Origin of the sequence: Streptomyces sp. NBC_01426 (assembly GCF_036231985.1) — a bacterium.
In the GTDB taxonomy this organism is placed as follows: domain Bacteria; phylum Actinomycetota; class Actinomycetes; order Streptomycetales; family Streptomycetaceae; genus Streptomyces.
Genome location: NZ_CP109500.1, coordinates 4033547 through 4051478, shown reverse-complemented (window position 1 = coordinate 4051478; position 17932 = coordinate 4033547). Strand labels below are relative to the sequence as shown.

Genomic DNA, 17932 nt, shown 5'->3' with positions numbered 1-17932 from the left:
GGATCGCCGCGATCCGAATAGCCCGCCGCGACGCCTGGCGCGCGAAAGGGCGCAGTGCCCTCGTCCTCGCGATGATCGCGCTGCCGATCGTCGGGGTGAGCGCCGTCGACCTCACCACCCGCAGCGCCGCGCTCACCGTGGACGAGACGTTGTCCCGCCGGATCGGCACCGCCGACGCCATGTTCTCGAACTCGGACATGGGCGTCCCCGTGTACCAGAAGCCGAACGGCGAGTCCTTCGCCCCCGTCGGCGGCTACTCGTCCTGGGACCCCTCCGCGCGCGACGACGGCAAGGACCCCCTCCCGTCCGCCCTCCCGCCGGGCGCCCGGTCCGTGAAGGACAGCAAGGGGCACGCCAAGGTCCGCACCACGCACGGCCTGCTGGACATCCGCCTGCGCGAGCTGGACACCGCCGACCCGCTCGTCGAGGGCATCCTCACCCTCAAACGGGGTCGGCTCCCCGCCGCGCCGGGGGAGATCATCGCCACCGACGCCTTCCTGAAGGACTCCGGGTTCTTCGTCGGCTCCCAGGTCACCCCGCGCGGCTCGTCCCGCGCCCTGCGGATCGTGGGGGCGTACGAACTCCCGTCCGCCCTGCAGGAACGGGAGGCCACGGCCCCGCCCGGGACCCTGCTCACCCCGCTCGACAAGGAACTCCGGGCCGCCGGGACCGACGGGGTGTCGATCGACGACACCTACCTCGTCAAGGTCGGCGGCGAAGGTTTCACGTGGAACATGGTGAAGGCGGCGAACGCCAAGAGCGTCGTCGTGGTCTCCCGCGCCGTCAATCTGAACCCGCCCGCCGACTCCGACGTCCCGTTCTACGAGCAGCAGAAGGAGGAAGGCCGATTCGACAAGTCGACGGGCATGCGGACCGTCGAGATGACCATCCTCGCCACCGTCGTCGGCCTCGCGATGCTGGAGATCTGTCTGCTCGCCGGTCCCGCCTTCGCGGTCGGCGCCCGGCGCTCGCGCCGCCAACTCGGCCTGGTCGGAGCCAACGGCGGCGACCGTCGCCACATCCGCGCCATCGTCCTCTCCGGCGGTCTGGTCATCGGCGCGGCGTCCGCCGTCGTCGGCCTCGTCCTCGGCGGCGCGCTCACCCTCGGCCTCCGGCCGGTCCTGGAGGAGTACCTGGGGCTGCGCTGGGGCGGCTTCGAGGTCCGTCCCCTGGAACTCCTCGGCATCGCGCTGCTCGCCGTGGTCACGGGCCTGCTCGCCTCGATCGTCCCGGCGATCACCGCCTCCCGGCAGACCGTGCTGGCCTCGCTGACCGGCCGCCGGGGGGTCCGCAAGGCCAACCGGGTCCTGCCGTTCATCGGGCTGCTGGCCGTCGCGGCCGGCGCCGGCATCGCGCTCTACGGAGCCGTGTCCGACACCGGGACCGTGGTCGTAGGGGGCGGCAGCGCCCTCGCCGAGCTGGGCGTGGTCGCCCTCACCCCGACCCTGGTCGGCCTGTTCGGGCGCCTCGGGCGGTGGCTGCCGCTGTCGCCGCGGCTCGCCCTGCGCGACGCCGTGCGCAACCGGGGGCGTACGGCCCCCGCCGTCGCGGCGGTCCTGGCCGCCGTCGCCGGCACCGTGGCGGTGGCCACGTACGAGTACAGCACCGACGTGCAGGCCCGCCACGAGTACGTCGCGAACATGCCGGCAGGCGCCGGCCTGCTGGCGAGCAACGAGAACGACCGGTACCGGGACGTGCCCGCCGTCCGCGACGCGCTCGCGAAGGAGTTCCCGCTGGCGATCCGGGCGGACGTGGACCGGATCGTCGTGGGCAAGCCGACGTGCGATTCCTACTCGGTGGATCCGGGCTGCGGACGGGCGGAGATCCTCACGCCCAAGGAGAACCGCTGCCCGCTCTACGCGTCGAGGGACTCCTTCGAGTCCTTCACCCCCGCTCAGCGGCGTGAGTTGTACCAGGACTGGCGGTGCAAGCAGAACCGCTACCAGCAGCCCTTCCAGTCGGTCGTAGCCGACGACAAGTTGATGCAGGTCCTCGGGGTGAGCGACCCCGGCGCCGCGGCCGCGCTGAAGGCCGGAAAGCCCGTCTCCTTCGACAAGCGCTTCATCAAGGACGGCAGGCTCACCCTCGTCATCGTGACCGAGGAGCCCAAGGGCATGGATTCCGACGAGGAGCCGAAGGGCGTCAAGAAGGTCATGGCGGTCCACCAGGCGACCGATCCCGACGCGGGCTACGGACTCGGCGTGGTCTTCCCCGCGAGCGCCGTGAAGGCTGCCGGCCTCACCACCGCGCCGGCCGGCTCGTACTTCACCCTCGACGGGACGCTCGGCAGCGCGCAGCGCCAGAAGCTGGACAGCCGCATCGACCAGATCGGCCTGGAGGCCACGGTCGTGGTCGAGGAGGGGTACCAGGGCCGGGGCACCCTGCCCATGCTCGCCCTCACCATCTTCGCCGGTCTCGTCACCATCGGCGCGGCGGGCATCGCCACGGGCCTCGCCCAGGCCGACGCCGAGGCCGACCTGAAGACGCTGGCCGCCGTCGGCGCCCCGCCGCGGGTGCGGCGGACGCTGAGCGGCTTCCAGTGCGGGGTGGTGGCCCTGATGGGCGTGGTCCTGGGCTCCGTCGCCGGACTGTTGCCGGCGGTCGGGCTGCGGCTCACCGAGCGGGAGACCGCGAAGCGGCTCCTGGAGGAATCCGGCATCACCGATGGCCAGTACATCCCCATCGCGGTGCCGTGGGAGACGCTGGCCGGACTGCTGGTGGTGGTCCCGTTGGGCGCGGCCCTGCTGGCCGCGATCGTCACCAAGTCGAGCGGAGCCCTGGCCCGCCGGGCGGCGGGCTGACACCGGATCTCCCGGGGCGCCCGTGACACGGGAGACCAGGGTGACCGCTGGGTGACGTACGAGTGACGACGGGGTCATCGTGTGCCCCCGTACAGGGTGGATCACGCCTGTACGGGGGCACACCGTGTGAGAACGAAGGTGTGCGAGAGAATGACGGCATGGAGATGCCGAGGAGTGAACGGTCGCAGGACAGCCCCCCGCACGTCCTGATCGTGGGACAGGACGGGATGGCGGTCGGCGGCGCCGATGACGAGTCGCGCGAGGTCCCGGTGACGGAGATGGTCGAACAACCCGCCAAGGTCATGCGGATCGGCAGCATGATCAAGCAACTCCTGGAAGAGGTGCGTGCCGCACCTCTCGACGAGGCGAGCCGTGTCCGGCTCAAGGACATCCACGCCGCGTCGGTGAAGGAACTCGAAGACGGCCTGGCTCCCGAGCTGGTCGAGGAACTCGAGCGCCTGTCCCTGCCGTTCACCGAGGAGGCGATCCCTTCCGAGGCGGAACTGCGGATCGCGCAGGCGCAGTTGGTGGGCTGGCTGGAGGGTCTCTTCCACGGGATCCAGACGGCCCTGTTCGCGCAACAGATGGCGGCGCGGGCACAGTTGGAGCAGATGCGGCGGGCCCTGCCTCCGGGCGCCTCGCACGAGGACGACGACGAGGGTCCGCACGGCGCGGTCCGCTCCGGCCCCTACCTGTAGCCCGATCGGCCCTTCGGCTCGATCGGCGGCCCGATCGGCGGCCCGATCCCGGACACCCCGGATCGTCTCCGGACACCCACACCCCGGTGGAGCCCCGGCTCCGCCGGGGTGACGCATGTCCGGGGCGGGCGTCTCACGGCGGCCGTACGGGGGCGGTTCCTCACAGCGGCGCGATAAGCGGCCGGTAAGTGGCGGAACCCGCGCGCAACACCGCCCCCGCATACTCGGAGGCATGAGTTACGACGCCATCGTCCTCGCAGGCGGCGCCGCCCGGCGACTCGGCGGGGCCGACAAGCCCGCCCTGCACGTCGGCGGCCGAGCCCTGCTCGACCGGGTCCTCGACGCCTGTGTCGACGCGGACGCCACCGTCGTCGTCGGCGGGCCCCGGGTCACCTCGCGCCCCGTGCGCTGGACCCGCGAGGACCCGCCGGGCGGGGGACCGGTCGCCGCGCTGGACGCCGGACTGCGGGCGACGACCGCGGCGCGGGTGCTCGTGCTCTCCGCCGACCTGCCGTTCCTGGACCGCGCCACCGTACGGTCCCTGCTGGACGCGCCCGGCCCCGACGGGGCGATGCTGCGGGATCCGGACGGCCGGGACCAACTGCTGGTGGCCTCCTACCGCGCCGAGCCGCTCCGTGCGGGGCTCGCCCGGTTGGCCGCCGCACACGGCGACTTGGCGGGCCTCCCGCTGCGCGAACTCACCGCCGGACTCGACGTGGCGACCGTCACCGCCACTGCGCCACTCGCCTCCTTCGACTGCGACACCTGGGACGATCTCGCGGCCGCCCGGGCCCGGATCAGAGAGCATGGGACCGTGCTGGATCAATGGATCACCGCCGTCAAGAACGAGCTGGGCATCGACGTGGACGTCGACACCAAGACCCTGCTCGACCTCGCCCGTGACGCCGCCCACGGCGTCGCCCGGCCCGCCGCCCCGCTGACCACCTTCCTGATCGGCTACGCGGCCGCCCGGGCCGAGGCCGCCGGCGCGGACCCGGCCCGGGCCGTCGCCGAAGCCTCCCGCAAGGCGGCCGACCTGGCGCTGCGATGGGACGGGGAAACCCCCGAGAAGAACACCGAAGCCGGCTCCGGATGACCCGTACCGACGCCGAGCGCGTCCCGGCCGAAGCCGCCACCCCCGGCCCCGAGGGGTCCCCCGGTTCCTCCGCCGACCAGGCCCTCGACGAGGCCCTGGCCCTCGTCTCGCGCACCCCGGACGGCGGCGGGCACCGCGCCGCGCCCTGGCTCCGGGCCCGCGAGGCGGCCGTCCGGGCCGGTTCCGGCGTCCGGGCCCGCTCGCACCGGGTCCCGCTCCCCGACGCCCTCGGCGAGGTGCTGACCGGGCCCCTCGACGCCCTCACCGACCTGCCGTCCTTCGACACCTCGGCCATGGACGGCTGGGCGGTCGCCGGCCCCGGCCCGTGGGCCGTCCGGGACGGCGGGGTACTGGCCGGCTCGGAGCGGCCCGAGCCCCTCGCGGACGGCGAGGCCGTACGGATCGCCACCGGGGCCCGGATCCCCGCCGACACCACCGCCGTGATCCGCTCCGAACACTCCCGCGAGGCCGGCTCCCAGTTGTTCGCCGAGCGGCCCGTCGCCACCGGCCAGGACATCCGCCCGCGCGGCCAGGAGTGCCGCTCCGGCGACCTGTTGCTGCCCGCCGGCTCCCTGGTCACCCCGGCGGTGCTCGGCCTGGCGGCCGCCGCGGGGTACGACGCGCTGGAGACCCGGCCCCGGCCGCGCGTGGAGATCCTGGTGCTCGGCGACGAGTTGCTGATCGAGGGACTCCCGCACGACGGCCTGATCCGCGACGCCCTGAGCCCCATGCTCGGCCCGTGGCTGACCCGACTCGGCGCCGAGGTCATCGGAACGCGGCGGCTCGGCGACGACCCCGCCGGGGCCGAGGCCCTGTACGAGGCCGTCACCACCTCCGACGCCGACCTGATCGTCACCACCGGCGGCACCGCCTCCGGCCCCGTCGACCACGTGCGTCCCGTGCTGCGGCGCGCGGGGGCCGAACTCCTCGTCGACGGGGTCGCCGTGCGTCCCGGGCACCCGATGCTGCTGGCCCGGCTCGGGGACCGGGCCGCCGGCCGCCACCTGGTGGGGCTGCCCGGCAACCCGCTCGCCGCCGTGTCCGGGCTGCTGACCCTGGCCGAGCCGCTGCTGCGGGCCCTCGCGGGGCGCCGGCAACGCCCCCGGTACACGGTCGCGGTTCAGGGGGACGTACCGGGGCACCCGTACGACACCCGGCTCGTCCCGGTGTTGCTGACCGACGAGCACGCGGTGCCGCTGCGCTACCACGGCCCCGCGATGCTCCGGGGGGTGGCGGCCGCCGACGCGCTGGCCGTCGTACCGACCGGCGGCGCGCGGTCCGGGCAGGAACTCGAAGTACTCGATCTGCCGTGGGCAGCGGGGGGATGTTTCACGTGAAACTGCACGGCCATGACGCCATGGCCCGGGGCGCGGACGAGAAACTCGTCTCCCGGCGCATCAAACTGCCCAAACGGGAGGTCGAGAAGCCCCTGCGGCAGGTCACCCGGCGCCTGTTGATGGCCCTGTTCGTGATGTGCCTGACCGTCCTGATCGTGTGGCTCGACCGGGGCGGCTACCACGACAACGCGGACGACAGCATCGACCTCCTCGACTGCGTCTACTACGCGACCGTCACCCTGTCGACGACCGGATACGGCGACATCGTCCCGTACAGCGCCAGCGCGCGACTGCTCAACGTCCTGCTGATCACTCCGCTGCGCGTGCTGTTCCTGATCATCCTCGTCGGTACCACCCTGGAAGTCCTCACCGAGCGGACCAGGGAAGAATGGCGGCTGAACCGCTGGAGGAAGAACTTGCGTGACCACACGGTCGTGATCGGCTTCGGTACCAAGGGGCGCTCGGCCCTGCAGACGCTGCTGGCCACCGGCCTCCACAGGGAGCAGGTCGTCGTCGTCGACCCGAGCTCCAAGGTGGTCGACATCGCCAACGCGGAGGGGCTCACGGGCGTCGTGGGCGACGCCACCCGTTCCGACGTGCTGCTCCGCGCCGAGGTGCAGAAGGCCCGCCAGATCGTCATCGCCACGCAGCGGGACGACACGGCCGTCCTGGTGACGCTGACCGCGCGTCAACTCAACCGCGGGGCAAAGATCGTCGCGGCGGTGCGGGAAGAGGAGAACGCCCCGCTGCTGCGCCAGTCGGGCGCCGACGCGGTCATCACGAGCGCGAGCGCGGCGGGCCGGTTGCTGGGCCTGTCGGTGCTCAGCCCCAGCGCGGGCACCGTGATGGAGGATCTGATCCAGCAGGGCAGCGGCCTGGACCTGATCGAACGGCCCGTCCGGAAGCCGGAGGTCGGCAAGTCGGTCCGGGAGACCGAGGACCTCGTGGTGAGCGTGCTGCGCGGCCACCGGCTGCTGGCGTACGACGACCCGCACGCGAGCCCGCTCCAGTCCACGGACCGCGTCATCACCATCGTCCGCGCGGTGCCGCCGCACACGCAGCCGGCCACCCTGGGGTCCGCGGAGTAGGCGGGTTGCCGGCCTGCGGGGAGCGGTTCGCGTAGCCTCCGGGCCATGCATGCGATCACCATCGAACAGCCCGGCGGCCCCGAGGCCCTGGTCTGGGCCGACGTACCCGATCCGGTGGCGGGCGAGGGCGAGGTGCTCGTCGAGGTCGCGGCGAGCGCCGTGAACCGCGCCGACGTCCTCCAGCGACAGGGGTTCTACGATCCCCCGCCCGGCGCGTCCCGGTACCCGGGGCTGGAGTGCTCCGGTCGGATCACCGCGATCGGTCCGGGAGTGTCCGGTTGGTCGGTGGGCGACGAGGTGTGCGCCCTGCTGGCCGGTGGCGGGTACGCGGAGCGGGTGGCCGTCCCGGCGGGACAACTGCTGCCGGTGCCCGACGGCCTGGACCTGGTGACGGCCGCCGCACTGCCGGAGGTGGTCTCGACGGTGTGGTCGAACGTGTTCATGGTGGCGGGGCTGCGCCCCGGCGAGACCCTGCTCGTACACGGCGGCTCCAGCGGGATCGGCACCATGGCGATCCAGTTGGGCAAGGCGATCGGCGCGAGGGTGGCGGTGACGGCCGGCGGCAAGGAGAAGCTGGCGCGCTGCGCGGAGTTGGGCGCGGACATCCTGATCGACTACCGCGAGCAGGACTTCGTCGAGGAGCTGCGGTCCGCGACGGACGGGGCCGGGGCGGACGTGATCCTGGACATCATGGGCGCGAAGTACCTGTCACGGAACCTGGACGCCCTGGCCGTCAACGGCCGGCTCGCGATCATCGGGCTCCAGGGCGGGGTGAAGGCCGAGCTGAACCTGGGCGCGCTGCTGGCGAAGCGGGCGGCGATCACCGCGACCTCGCTGCGGGCCCGCCCGCTGGAGGAGAAGGCGGCGATCGTCGCGGCGGTACGGGAGCACGTGTGGCCGCTGGTGACGGCCGGCCGGGTGCGCCCGATCGTGCACGCCACCCACCCGATGCGGGACGCCGCCGAGGCCCACCGGGTCATGGAGTCCAGCGCCCACATCGGCAAACTGCTGCTGACCACGACCTGACCGGCGAAGCCGTACCGACCCGTCCCGGAGCCGCGTACGGCGGCCCCGGGACGGGTCGGTGCTACAGCGAGCGCAGCAGGACGGCGGGCGACTCGACGCAGTCGGCCACGTACCGCAGGAAGCCGCCGGCCGTGCCCCCGTCGCAGACCCGGTGGTCGAACGTCAGTGACAGCTGTACGACCTGACGGACGGCCAGCTCGCCCCGGTACACCCACGGCTTCGGGATGATCCGGCCCACCCCCAGCATCGCGGCCTCCGGGTGGTTGATGATCGGCGTGGAACCGTCCACCCCGAACACCCCGTAGTTGTTGAGGGTGAACGTCCCGCCCGTGAGGTCGGACGGGGCCAGCTTCCCGGCCCGCGCCAACTCCGTCAGTCGCCCGAACTCCGCCGACAGCGTCTCGGGGTTGCGGGTCTGCGCGTCCCGGACCACCGGGACGACCAGGCCGCGTTCCGTCTGCGCGGCGAAGCCGAGGTGCACCGACGGCAGCCGGACGATCTCCTTCGCCGCCAGGTCCACGGTGGAGTTGAGCTCCGGGTACTTGGCGAGGGCGGCCGTGCAGATCCGGGCCAGCAGGGCCAGTACCGAGATCTTGGGCCCGCCCGCGGCGTTCATCGCGGTCCGAGCGGCCATCAGTTCGGTGGCGTCCGCGTCGACCCAGCAGGTGGCCTCGGGGATCTCCCGCCGGCTGCGCGAGAGCTTCTCGGCGACGGCTCCCCGTACGCCCTTGAGCGGGATCCGCACCTCGCCCGCGACGGCGGCGACGGGGACCGGCGCCGGGGCGACCGGCTCGGCCGTCGAGCGCGGCGCCCTCAGGGCCGCCTCGACGTCCGCGCGCAGGATCAGGCCCTCGGGCCCGGACCCGCTGAGCGCCCGCAGATCGAGCCCGTTGTCCCGGGCCAGCTTGCGCACCAGGGGCGAGATCACCGGAACCGGCCCGACCGCCACGGCGACCGGGGCGGAAGCGGCCACGGCGACCGGGGCGACAGCGGGGGCGGGGGCGAGGCCGGCCGCGACGGGAGCGGCCGCGGCGAGCGGCCGCGACCCGGCGGCCGCCGGGCGGACCCGCCGGCGGCGCGCCGGACGGGAGTGGTCCGTGCCGTAGCCGACGAGCACGTTCCCGGAACCGGAGGACGCCGGTGCGGCGCTCTCCGTCGGCTCCGTGCCCGCTCCGACGGCGACGGTGATCAGCGGAGCCCCCACCGGCAGCTCCGTCCCCTCCTCGCCGAACCGGGCGGTGACCACACCGCCGTAGGGACACGGGACCTCGACCATCGCCTTGGCCGTCTCCACCTCGACCACCGGCTGGTCGATCTCGACGACGTCGCCGACCGCCACCAGCCAGCGGACGATCTCCGCCTCGGTCAGTCCCTCGCCGAGGTCGGGCAGCTTGAACTCCAGTACCTGCGGCATCAGTTCTCCCACTGCAGGCGGGCCACGGTGTCCAGGATCCGGTCCACGCCCGGCAGGTGGTGCTTCTCCAGCATCGGCGGCGGGTACGGGATGTCGAACCCGGTCACCCGCAGCACCGGCGCCTCCAGGTGGTGGAAGCAGCGCTCCGTCACGCGGGCGGCGATCTCCGCGCCCGGTCCGCCGAAGCCGCCGGCCTCGTGGACCACCACCGCGCGCCCGGTGCGTCGCACGGAGGCGACGACCGTCTCCTCGTCGAACGGAACGAGCGAGCGCAGGTCCACGACCTCCAGGTCCCAGCCCTCCTCACGGGCCGCCTCGGCGGCCTCCAGGCACACCGGCAGGGAGGGCCCGTAGGTGATCAGCGTCGCGCTCGTGCCCGCCCGGCGGACCAGGGCCTTGCCGATGCCGGGCACGGCCGCCGGGGACTCGGGCGACCAGTCGGCCTTCGACCAGTACAGCCGCTTCGGCTCCAGGAAGATCACCGGGTCGTCGCTCGCGATGGACGCGCGCAGCAACCCGTACGCGTCCTCCACGGTCGCCGGGGTGACCACGGTCAGGCCGGGGGTGGCGACGTAGTACGCCTCGGAGGAGTCGCAGTGGTGCTCGACGCCGCCGATCCCGCCGCCGTACGGCACCCGGATGGTGATCGGCAGCGGCATCGCGCCGCGGGTGCGGTTGCGCATCTTCGCGACGTGCGAGATCAGTTGCTCGAAGGCCGGGTAGGCGAACGCGTCGAACTGCATCTCCACGACCGGCCGCAGCCCGTACATGGCCATGCCGACGGCGGCGCCGAGGATGCCGGCCTCCGCGAGCGGGGTGTCCGTGCAGCGGTCGTCGCCGAACTCCTTCGCGAGCCCGTCGGTGATCCGGAAGACCCCGCCGAGCGTGCCGACGTCCTCGCCCATCACGTGGACGGTCGGGTCCTCGGCCATCGCGTCGCGCATCGCCCGGCCCAGGGCCTGGGCCATGGTCGCCGGCTTGGCGACGGGCTTGGCCGCGGTGGTGGTCGTCATCACTCGTTCCCCGCTTCGAGTTCCGCGCGCAGCATCTCGGCCTGTTCGCGCAGCCGGTCGGTCTGCTCCTCGTAGACGTGCGCGAAGAGGTCCATCGGGTCGAGCACCGGATCGGCGTTCATCCCGTCGCGCAGCGCCGCCGCCATCGCGTCGGCCGCGTCCTTCGCCACCTGTATGCCCTCCGCGTCCAACAGGCCGCGTGCGGTCAGCTCGCGCTCCAGCAGGGCCACCGGGTCGTGCGCCTTCCAGGCCTCCACCTCGGCGTCCGAGCGGTAGCGGGTCGCGTCGTCGGCGTTGGTGTGCGCCTCCATGCGGTACGTGACGGCCTCGATCATGGTGGGGCCGCCGCCCGCGCGTGCCCGCCGGACCGCCTCCGACAGCACCTCGTGCATCGCGGCGATGTCGTTGCCGTCGACCAACCGGCCCGGCATTCCGTACCCGACGGCCTTGTGGGCCAGGGTCGGGGCGGCGGTCTGCTTGGCGAGCGGGACGGATATCGCGAAGCCGTTGTTCTGCACGAGGAAGACGACCGGGGCCTGCCAGACGGCGGCGAAGTTCATCGCCTCGTGGAAGTCGCCCTCGCTGGTGCCGCCGTCGCCGACCATGGCGAGCGCGACCACGTCGTCCCCGCGCAGTCGGGCGGCGTGCGCCAGGCCGACCGCGTGCGGGAGCTGCGTGGCGAGCGGGGTGGAGAGCGGGGCGATCCGGTGCTCGCGCGGGTCGTACCCGGTGTGCCAGTCGCCGCGCAGGAGCGTCAGGGCCTGTACGGGGTCCAGCCCGCGCGCCACGGCGGCGAGGGTGTCGCGGTAGCTCGGGAAGAGCCAGTCGCGCTCCTCCAGGACCATCGCGGCGGCGATCTCGCAGGCCTCCTGGCCGACGGTCGAGGGGTACACGGCGAGCCGGCCCTGCTTGGTGAGCGCGGTGGCCTGGGCGTTGTAGCGGCGGCCGCGCACGAGCTCGGCGTAGCACCGGCGCATCAGCTCGGGGTCGAGCCCGTCGGCGGCCGGGGTGCCCAGCACCCGGTACGGCTCGGGGTCCGGGAGCAGCGGGGCGGCATCCGTACGGGGACTCCAGGCGGGCGGCGTGAAACGGTGGGACGCACCGGCACCGGGCAGCTCTTGGACCGTCATGGCGGCGTACACCTCCTCGTGGGAAGCGGGCAGGGAGCACCCCGGGTGTGAGGCGCCTCACCTACCGATTGTTCGGTTGTCCGCGCAATTTGGCTACAGCCGGCTCCAGGCTGTGGACAAAGTGGCGGCGGGGCCGTGGGATGGGTGCAGGACGTCCAACGCAGGGAGGCAGTGGGCAATGCCGGATGAACAAATGGCCGGAGCCGGTTCCGCGCCGGCCGTACCCGGTGGTGTCACGGGCTCCCCACCGGTCCCGTCCGGTCCCCCCGCGACGCCCGCCCCGCCGCCCCGGCCGCTCGATTCGATCGACCGGTCGATCATGCGGCTCCTCCAGGCGGACGGCAGGGCGTCGATACGGTCGGTGGCCGAGCAGGTCCACGTGTCGCGGGCCAACGCGTACGCCCGGATCAACCGGCTGATCGACGACAGGGTCATCCGGGGCTTCACGGCGCGGGTCGACCACGAGCGGGCGGGCCAGGGGGCCTCCGCCTACATCACCTTGAAGATCGTCCAGAACTCCTGGCGGACCGTGCGCGAGCAGCTCCGCGAACTCCCGGGTGCGGCGCACATCGCCCTGGTCAGCGGAGATTTCGACGTCCTGCTGCTGGTCCACACGCCGGACAACCGCACCCTGCGGGAGCTGGTGCTCACCCGCCTCCAGTCCATCCCGGAGGTCCTGTCCACCCGCACGCTGCTGGTGTTCGAGGAGACGGACCTCCTCGACACGGGCACGCCCCCGCCACCCCCCACCCTCCCGGACGACCCGGAACCGACGTAAGGGCCCGGGGCCGGCGGGAGACGGGCAACGGCGGGCAACGGCGGGAACGGGAGCGGATGTGGAGATCGGTGCGGTGATCATCGCGGTGGCGGGGGTGGCGGGCACGCTGGGAGGCGCGTTCCTCACCCAGCGCACCGCGGAACGGTCCAGGCGCAGGGAGATAGAACTGGTCCGAGGGCACACGGAGGAGCACGAGAACCTCGCGCTCCGACGCGCCTCCTACGTGGCGCTCAACCGCGACGCGCGCCAGTTCACGACGGCCCTCAACCAGCATCTGCACGCCCTGCGCGAGCGCGAGGTGACGGACGCCGACCGGACGGCGCTCGACGAGGCGAAGCGGGCCCACCGCGACCAGTACTCCGAGGCGCAGATGATCGCGTCCGACGAGGTGCTCGCCCGAGCAGCCGCTGCCAACCGGGCCCTGAACGCGGTCTACGGGCAGGTCAAGCGCCTGGAACGGGCGGAGCCCGAACCGGGGGAGACGGCGGCCGGCGCGGCCGAGGCCCAGTACGCCGTCTGGGGGCTGCTCAGGGCCATGCGGGCCACGATGCGGCGGGACCTCGGGGCGACGGCCCCGGAAGCCTCCGAGTGACGGCCGGGGCCCTCGGGTGACGCGCGGCTCCCGCGCGCCCGGCTGGGCCGTCCGGGTGAGGTCCGGCCGGCGCGCGGCTCCCGCGCGGCCCGCACGGCCCCGCCGGGGTCACTTCTGGGCGCGGAGGCCGTCCAGGGCCATGTGGACGACCGCGTCGGCGAGCTGGGCGTGGTCGGCGCCCGGGTAGGGGCGGTACCACTCGACCAGGGAGTTGACCATGCCGAAGAGCAGCCGGGTCGCGAGCCGGATGTCGACGTCCGCGCGCAGGTCGCCGTCGGCCGCCGCGGCCTTGAGGAGGTCGGCCACCGCGTGGTCGAACTCGCGGCGGCGCTCCAGTGCCCAGCGTTCGGTCCCGGTGTTGCCGCGCACCCGCAGCAGCAGGGTCACGTAGGGGAGTTCGGCGAGCAGCACCTCGACCGTCCGCCGGGTGACGTACTCGACGCGCTCGACCGCCTGGCCGCGTACCGCGCCCGGCTCCTCCAGGACCGCGAAGAGACCGTCCAGCGCCCGGCTGACGGCCCGGCGCAGGAGTTCCTCCTTGCCGGCGACGTGGTGGTAGATCGAGGACTTGGAGATCCCCGCGGCCTTGGAGAGGTGTTCCATCGAGGTGCCGTCGTAGCCGCGCTCGTTGAAGACCTGGACCGCGACGGAGAGCAGCGTCTCCGGTGTGTAGGTGTCCCGTCGGGGCGTCGTCACTCCGCGTCCCCCTCCGTCTCGGCCGTGCCCGCCGCGCCCGCCGCGCCGGTCCCGTCCGGGCCCGTGTCGCCCGTTCCCGCGTCGCTCGCGTCCTCGTCGCCCGCCGCGTAGCCGAGCCGGTAGAGCGCGAGCGAGGGGGCGTAGCGGCCGCCGGGACAGCGTTCGTCGAGGTGGTGCAGGAGGTCGTACGCCCAGTCCCGGCCGAGCCGGTCGTGCCATTCGGCGGGGCCCATCGGGTAGTTGACGCCGAGTCGCATCGCGGTGTCGATGTCCTCGGCGGCGGCGACCCCGCGCGCGACGGCGTCGGCGGTGAGGTCGATCAGCATGGCGACGGTCCGGGCGACGATCATGCCGGGGACGTCGCCGATGACGGAGACCTTCTTGCCGAGCTTCTGGAACAGGCCGATCGCCTCGGCCAGGGTCTGTTCGGTGGTGTCCTCGCCGGCGGACAGGGCGATCCGGGTGGCGTCGCGGTAGTCGAGCGCGAGGTCGAAGTAGACGACGTCCGCGAACTCGATGGAGGTCTTGCCGTCCGCGAGCACCAGCTGCCCCTCGCCGGGGAGCTGGATGTACGGGCCCCCGTGCTCGGTGGCCGTGACCGCGATCCCCGCCTCCTCCAGGAGGTCCGTCAGGGCGGACGCCGGGCCGAGGTCCCCGACGACGGTGACCTTGTCGGGGGCCTCCTCGGGACCCGCGGTGTGCGGGACGGGCTCGGGGGCGTCCTCGCCGTACGGGAACCAGCCGTGGCCCGACTTGCGGCCGAGGCGACCCGACTGGACCAGCCGGCGCTGTGCGAGGGAGGGGGTGAACTTGGGGCTGCGGAAGAACGACTCCCAGACGGAGCGGGTGACGGCCTCGTTGACGTCCTGGCCGATGAGGTCGGTCAGCGCGAACGGGCCCATCTTGAAGCCGCCGCTCTCGCGGAGCACGGCGTCGATGGTGGCCGGGTCGGCGCCCTGCTCCTCGTACACCGCGAAGGCCTCGGCGTAGAAGGGGCGGGCGATCCGGTTCACGATGAAGCCGGGGGTGTCGGCGCAGCGGACCGGCGTCTTGCGCCAGCCCAGGACGGTGTCGTACGCGCGCTCGGCGGCGGCCGGGTCGGTCGCGAAGCCGCTGACCACCTCGACGAGCGGGAGCAGCGGGGCGGGGTTGAAGAAGTGCAGGCCGAGGAAGCGGCCGGGGTGCGCGAGCCCCGCGGCGATCTCCGTCACGGAGAGGGAGGAGGTGTTGGTGGCCAGCAGCGCGTCCGGCGCAACCACCTCTTCGAGCGCGGCGAAGAGCGCGCGCTTGACGGTGACGTCCTCGACGACGGCCTCGATGACGAGTCCGGCGTCGGCGAGTTCGGCGAGGTCGCGGGCGCAGCCGATCCGGCCGATCGCGTCGTCGGCCTCGGCGCGGTCCAGGCGCCCCTTGGCGACCATGCGCTCGACGCGATCCTGGACGAGGCCGAGGCCGTCCCGCGCGAGGGATTCGTTGACGTCGTGGATCAGCACCGGGTGACCTGCGAGGAGGGCGACCTGGGCGATGCCCTGCCCCATGGTGCCGGCGCCGATGACCGCCACAGTGCGGGACCGCTCGATTGCTGTCATGACCCGATCCTCCCGCACCGACTTGTCCACAGGTCCGCCGGGCCCTCTTGTCCCGACCGATCGTTCGGTTACTCTAACTCCAGTCTGCTCTTCTTCACCCGCCCCTGCCTGATCCCAGTCCGCGAGACAGCCCGATCTTGCCCGGCTCAACGAGGAGTTGGTCCCTGATGGCCGCCGAGCCCACCGTCCCCCAGCTGACCGAGAAGCACCGTCCCACCCTGGACCAGGCGCTGTCGGCCATCCGCACCCGCGCCTACTGGTCCCCGCACCCCGAGCACCCCAAGGCCTACGGGGAGACCGCCCCGGCCGACGGGCTCGCGGCGTTCGAGGCGCTGCGCGGCACCCGTTTCGAGCTCGACCAGCCCGGCACCGACGGCTGGACCGGCGGCGAGGTGTCCCCGTACGGCCCCGAGCTGGGCGTCGAGTACCCGCACGCCGACCCGGAGGTGCTGCTGCCCGCGATGCGCGCGGGCATGGCCGCCTGGCGGGACGCCGGGCCCGAGACCCGCGCCGTGGTCTGCATCGAGATCCTCGCCCGGATCTCGGCCCGCACGCACGAGTTCGCCCACGCGGTGATGCACACCAGTGGCCAGGCCTTCATGATGGCGTTCCAGGCGGGCGGCCCCCACGCGCAGGACCGCGGCCTGGAGGCCGTGGCCTACGCGTACGCGGAGCAGGTCCGCGTCCCGGGGCAGACCGACTGGGAGAAGCCGCAGGGCAAGAAGGACCCGCTCAAGCTCGGCAAGACCTTCACCGCCGTGCCGCGCGGCATCGCGCTGATGATCGGCTGCAACACCTTCCCCACCTGGAACGGCTACCCGGGCCTGTTCGCCTCCCTGGCCACCGGGAACGCGGTCCTGGTGAAGCCGCACCCCCGGGCGATCCTCCCGCTCGCGCTGACGGTGCGGGTGGCCCGCGAGGTCCTCGCCGAGGCCGGCTTCGACCCGAACCTGGTGGCGCTGGCGGTGGAGCGGCCGGGCGAGGGCATCGCCAAGACGCTCGCCGTGCGCCCCGAGATCAAGCTGATCGACTACACCGGTTCCACGGAGTTCGGCGACTGGCTGGAGGCCAACGCCCGCCAGGCGCAGGTGTACACGGAGAAGGCCGGCGTGAACACCGTCGTCCTCGACTCCACGGACGACTACAAGGGCATGCTGTCCAACCTGGCGTTCTCGCTGTCCCTCTACAGCGGCCAGATGTGCACCACCCCGCAGAACCTGCTGATCCCGCGCGAGGGCATCGCCACCGACGCCGGACACAAGACGTACGACGAGGTCGTGGCCGACCTCGCGGCCTCGGTCGGCGGCCTGCTGGGCGACGACGCCCGCGCCAACGCCCTGCTGGGCGCGCTGGTCAACCCGGACGTCAAGGCCCGGCTGGAGTCGGCGGCCGCCCTCGGCGAGGTCGCGCTGGCCTCGCGCGAGGTCGCCAACCCGGAGTTCCCGGACGCGGTGGTCCGCACGCCGGTGATGGTCAAGCTGGACGCGGCCAAGGCCGACCCGGAGGCCCCCTACCTCTCGGAGTGCTTCGGCCCGGTGTCCTTCGCGGTCGCGGTCGACTCCACGGCCGACGCGCTGGAGCTGCTGCGCCGCACGGTGCGGGAGAAGGGCGCGATGACCGTGGGCGCGTACACCACGTCGGCGGACACCGAGCGGGCCGTCGAGGAGGTCTGCCTGGAGGAGTCGGCGCAGTTGTCGCTGAACCTGACCGGCGGGGTCTTCGTCAACCAGACGGCGGCCTTCTCGGACTTCCACGGCTCCGGCGGCAACCCGGCCGCCAACGCGGCCCTGTGCGACGGCGCCTTCGTCGCGAACCGGTTCCGCGTGGTGGAGGTCCGCCGCCAGGCCTAAAGCTGCTCGGGGAGGGCCTGCTCGGGGTGGGGCCCGCCCCAGTGGAAGAGGGTCATGGCCACGCTGGTGGCCAGGTTGTAGCTGGAGACCTGCGGCCGCATCGGCAGGGACACCAGGTGGTCGGCGCGGGCCCGCAGCTCGGGCGAGATCCCGTGGCGTTCCGAGCCGAAGGCGAGCAGGGCGTCGTCCGGGAGGGTGAGGGCACGGATGTCCTCGCCCTCCGGGTCGAGCGCGTACAGGGGCCCGGGCGGCAGGTCCTCCAGGTCGACCCGGTCGACGGTGGTCGCGTAGTGCAGACCGGCGCCGGCCCGGACCACGTTGGGGTGCCAGGGGTCGAGGTCGCCCCGCGTGACCACTCCGGTGGCGCCGAAGCCGGCGGCGAGCCGGACCACGGCGCCCACGTTGCCGAGGTTGCGCGGGTTGTCCAGGACCACGATCGGGGCGGCGCGGCCCGGCCTGCGCAGCGCCTCACGGCCCGCCTCCCGGTCCGGCCGCACGGCGAGCGCGGCCACTCCGGTGGGGTGCACCCGGGCCAGCAATCCCTTGAGTTCCGTCCCGCGCACCAGTCCGCGGACCCGTTCCTCCACGTCCGGGGCCAGTTCGGCGGCGAGCGCCCCGACGGCCTCGGGATCGTCCGCGACGACGGCCTCGATCCGGGCGCCGAAGCGCAGCGCGTGCTTCAGCGCGTGGAACCCGTCGAGCAGGACGACGTCCTCCCGCCCCGCGGCCTCCCGCCACTCCCGCGCGACCTGTCCGGGCTCCCCGTGCTGCTCACTCATAGCGCCGACCCTACGGGCCCACGACGGGCCCCCGGGACCGGTGTG

15 protein-coding genes are annotated in these 17932 nt (G+C 73.4%); 9 read left to right on the top strand and 6 right to left on the bottom strand.

What is annotated here, in order from left to right; all coding sequences use genetic code 11:
• Positions 1 to 71 precede the first annotated feature (71 nt).
• The 6 genes from OG906_RS17935 (at position 72) to OG906_RS17910 (ending at position 8046) form a co-directional block, all read left to right on the top strand.
• Complete coding sequence (locus tag OG906_RS17935; RefSeq protein WP_329448056.1) at positions 72 to 2801, top strand: FtsX-like permease family protein; 2730 nt, start codon at positions 72 to 74, stop codon at positions 2799 to 2801.
• A gap of 158 nt (positions 2802 to 2959) precedes the next feature.
• Positions 2960 to 3499, top strand: coding sequence for a bacterial proteasome activator family protein (locus OG906_RS17930; protein ID WP_267801856.1), 540 nt, complete (start codon positions 2960 to 2962; stop codon positions 3497 to 3499).
• A gap of 232 nt (positions 3500 to 3731) precedes the next feature.
• Positions 3732 to 4595, top strand: a complete 864-nt coding sequence (locus tag OG906_RS17925) for an NTP transferase domain-containing protein (protein ID WP_329444029.1) — start codon at positions 3732 to 3734, stop codon at positions 4593 to 4595.
• On the top strand, positions 4592 to 5932 hold the full coding sequence (locus OG906_RS17920) for a molybdopterin molybdotransferase MoeA (RefSeq protein WP_329444027.1): 1341 nt from the start codon (positions 4592 to 4594) through the stop codon (positions 5930 to 5932). Before OG906_RS17925 ends, OG906_RS17920 begins: the two co-directional genes overlap by 4 nt.
• Entirely contained in the window at positions 5920 to 7020 is a 1101-nt protein-coding gene (locus OG906_RS17915; protein WP_329444025.1) for a potassium channel family protein, read from the top strand. Before OG906_RS17920 ends, OG906_RS17915 begins: the two co-directional genes overlap by 13 nt.
• Positions 7021 to 7065: 45 nt before the next feature.
• On the top strand, positions 7066 to 8046 hold the full coding sequence (locus OG906_RS17910) for an NAD(P)H-quinone oxidoreductase (RefSeq protein ID WP_329444022.1): 981 nt from the start codon (positions 7066 to 7068) through the stop codon (positions 8044 to 8046).
• 61 nt (positions 8047 to 8107) lie between these two features.
• Here OG906_RS17910 and OG906_RS17905 read toward each other — a convergent pair whose 3' ends face one another.
• Genes OG906_RS17905 through pdhA form a run of 3 tightly spaced genes read right to left on the bottom strand, consistent with a single transcriptional unit; the run spans position 8108 to position 11603 of the window.
• A complete protein-coding gene (locus OG906_RS17905; RefSeq protein WP_329444020.1) occupies positions 8108 to 9460 on the bottom strand; it encodes a dihydrolipoamide acetyltransferase family protein in 1353 nt (450 codons plus the stop codon).
• Positions 9460 to 10473: an alpha-ketoacid dehydrogenase subunit beta gene (locus OG906_RS17900; RefSeq protein WP_329444018.1), complete on the bottom strand. Its 1014-nt coding sequence runs from the start codon at positions 10471 to 10473 to the stop codon at positions 9460 to 9462. The genes OG906_RS17905 and OG906_RS17900 overlap by 1 nt, the downstream gene beginning before the upstream one ends.
• A complete protein-coding gene (gene pdhA, locus OG906_RS17895; protein ID WP_329444015.1) occupies positions 10473 to 11603 on the bottom strand; it encodes a pyruvate dehydrogenase (acetyl-transferring) E1 component subunit alpha in 1131 nt (376 codons plus the stop codon). Before pdhA ends, OG906_RS17900 begins: the two co-directional genes overlap by 1 nt.
• Positions 11604 to 11781: 178 nt before the next feature.
• On the opposite strand from pdhA, the gene OG906_RS17890 reads away from it, so the two are divergent.
• Together OG906_RS17890 and OG906_RS17885 are read left to right on the top strand one after the other, a co-directional pair.
• Positions 11782 to 12381, top strand: a complete 600-nt coding sequence (locus tag OG906_RS17890; protein ID WP_267801870.1) for an Lrp/AsnC family transcriptional regulator — start codon at positions 11782 to 11784, stop codon at positions 12379 to 12381.
• A 58-nt stretch (positions 12382 to 12439) separates the two neighbouring features.
• On the top strand, positions 12440 to 12973 hold the full coding sequence (locus tag OG906_RS17885; RefSeq protein ID WP_329444012.1) for a hypothetical protein: 534 nt from the start codon (positions 12440 to 12442) through the stop codon (positions 12971 to 12973).
• A 108-nt stretch (positions 12974 to 13081) separates the two neighbouring features.
• Here the strand turns inward: OG906_RS17885 and OG906_RS17880 are convergent, their stop codons facing one another.
• Both OG906_RS17880 and OG906_RS17875 read right to left on the bottom strand, forming a co-directional pair.
• A complete protein-coding gene (locus OG906_RS17880; RefSeq protein WP_329444009.1) occupies positions 13082 to 13669 on the bottom strand; it encodes a TetR/AcrR family transcriptional regulator in 588 nt (195 codons plus the stop codon).
• A complete protein-coding gene (locus tag OG906_RS17875) occupies positions 13666 to 15258 on the bottom strand; it encodes a 3-hydroxyacyl-CoA dehydrogenase (RefSeq protein WP_329444007.1) in 1593 nt (530 codons plus the stop codon). Before OG906_RS17875 ends, OG906_RS17880 begins: the two co-directional genes overlap by 4 nt.
• A gap of 167 nt (positions 15259 to 15425) precedes the next feature.
• On the opposite strand from OG906_RS17875, the gene paaN reads away from it, so the two are divergent.
• Positions 15426 to 17108 carry a phenylacetic acid degradation protein PaaN gene (paaN, locus tag OG906_RS17870; RefSeq protein WP_329444005.1) on the top strand — a complete coding sequence of 561 codons (1683 nt, stop codon included), beginning with the start codon at positions 15426 to 15428 and terminating at the stop codon, positions 17106 to 17108.
• On the opposite strand, the gene OG906_RS17865 is transcribed toward paaN, so the two are convergent.
• Positions 17105 to 17887 carry a TrmH family RNA methyltransferase gene (locus OG906_RS17865; protein WP_329444003.1) on the bottom strand — a complete coding sequence of 261 codons (783 nt, stop codon included), beginning with the start codon at positions 17885 to 17887 and terminating at the stop codon, positions 17105 to 17107. The two genes, paaN and OG906_RS17865, sit on opposite strands and share 4 nt — an antisense overlap.
• Positions 17888 to 17932 lie beyond the last annotated feature (45 nt).